The organism is Pseudoduganella sp. RAF53_2 (assembly GCF_052113985.1).
GTDB lineage: Bacteria > Pseudomonadota > Gammaproteobacteria > Burkholderiales > Burkholderiaceae_D > Rugamonas.
In genome coordinates this window covers 1-1629 of sequence record NZ_JBFRDW010000926.1, presented here as the reverse complement: position 1 = coordinate 1629, position 1629 = coordinate 1, and the positions used below count along the sequence as shown (strand labels likewise).

Below are 1629 nucleotides of genomic sequence, written 5' to 3'. Positions count from 1 at the left end.
GCCGTCTACAAACTGAATGACGAACAGGCGCTGATCGCCACCACCGACTTCTTCATGCCGATCGTCGACGATCCCTTCGACTTCGGCCGCATCGCCGCCACCAACGCCATCTCCGACGTGTACGCCATGGGCGGCACCCCGATCATGGCGCTGGCCCTGGTGGGCATGCCGATCAACAAACTGCCGATTGAAACCATCGGCCAGATCATCAAAGGCGGCGAATCCATCTGCGCCGAAGCGGGTATCCCGATTGCCGGCGGCCACACCATCGACTCCGTGGAACYGATCTACGGCCTGGTCGTGATGGGCCTCGTGCATCCATCCAAAGTAAAGCGCAATGCCGATGCCAAGGCAGGCGACGTGCTGGTGCTGGGCAAGCCGCTGGGCGTGGGTGTGCTGTCCGCCGCGCTGAAGAAGAACGTGCTGGACGAAGAAGGCTACAAGGCCATGATCGCCAACACCACCAAACTGAATAAGCCAGGCAAGGCGCTGTCCGACCTGCCGGGCGTGAATGCGCTGACCGACGTCACCGGCTTCGGCCTGCTGGGCCACCTGCTGGAACTGGCGCGCGGCGCCAAGCTGACGGCAAAGCTGAACATGTCGCAGATCCCGCTGCTGCCTGGCGTGGAAAAGCTGGCACACGACGGCTTCTTCACCGGCGCGTCCAGCCGCAACTGGGAAGCCTACGGCAAGGACGTCACCCTGTCGCCGAACATCACCCAGCCGCAGCACACCCTGCTGACCGACCCGCAAACCTCGGGGGGCCTGCTGGTGTCCTGCGATCCTTCCGCCGTGGACCAGGTGCTGGAACTGTTCCGCAGCCACGGCTTCGGCGAGGCTGCCGTGATCGGCGAAATGGCCGCCGGCGAGCCGCGCGTTCAAGTAGCTGCATAATTCATCACACCGACCCGGCTCACGCTTCCGGACGATCAGCCCCGGAAGCGCGTGCCGCAGATCGGAACCGCTTAGCCCTGATTTGCAGCGACACCAGCAGCCCAACATCAGCCATAACATGCCAATCGTCCGCGCCGCACAACGACAAGTTGAAACGATTGAAACATCAGACCCGCGTGTCACGAACCGCGAGGAATGGATCAGCGAGCCAGGCGGACTGACCCAGGTCGGCGCGTTCATCCACATGCTGGCGCCCGGCACCAGGTCATCGATCAAACATTGGCACGAAGCCGAAGATGAACTTGTGTATGTGCTCGAAGGCGAGCTCACGGTTATTGAAGGAGAAGAAGAGCAGGTGCTGACGCCGGGAGACGCCGCAGCCTTCCCGAAGGGCAGCCCTGTTGGCCACTATCTCTGGAACAAGAGTGCAGCTTTGGTCCGTTGCATGATTATCGGTACACGCGCAGAGGTTGATCGTGTCACTTATCCCGACCATGATCGGATACTACACCGTGATCGGTCCTTGCCTGATGACGTATGGACCGACGCATCTGGCAACTCGGCTGAAAGTCCATACAAGCACTGGTTACCTTAAACGTTGACTGTCCAACTGCCGCAGCTCGCGTCCTCGGCCTGCGCTTCCAGCCACCGTGGAGAACCGGGCCTTTAGTCCACTTCAATTCGAGAAGAACAGCAATTCGTGTTGTGACTGTAGATGATCACGCTCAGCGGCCC

The 1629-nt window shown here is 60.9% G+C and carries 2 protein-coding genes; both read left to right on the top strand.

What is annotated here, in order from left to right; genetic code table 11:
* Positions 1 to 894 (top strand): selenide, water dikinase SelD (gene selD / locus AB4Z11_RS31085; RefSeq protein WP_442029948.1); only part of this gene is annotated, 894 nt, incomplete at its 5' end.
* A 118-nt stretch (positions 895 to 1012) separates the two neighbouring features.
* Positions 1013 to 1489: a cupin domain-containing protein gene (locus AB4Z11_RS31080; RefSeq protein ID WP_442029947.1), complete on the top strand. Its 477-nt coding sequence runs from the start codon at positions 1013 to 1015 to the stop codon at positions 1487 to 1489.
* The last annotated feature ends 140 nt before the right edge of the window (positions 1490 to 1629 follow it).

Bases quoted from the DNA above. Each gene is read 5' to 3' on its own strand.
- AB4Z11_RS31080 (WP_442029947.1), top strand. From the start codon at position 1,013: ATGCCAATCGTCCGCGCCGCACAACGACAAGTTGAAACGATTGAAACA.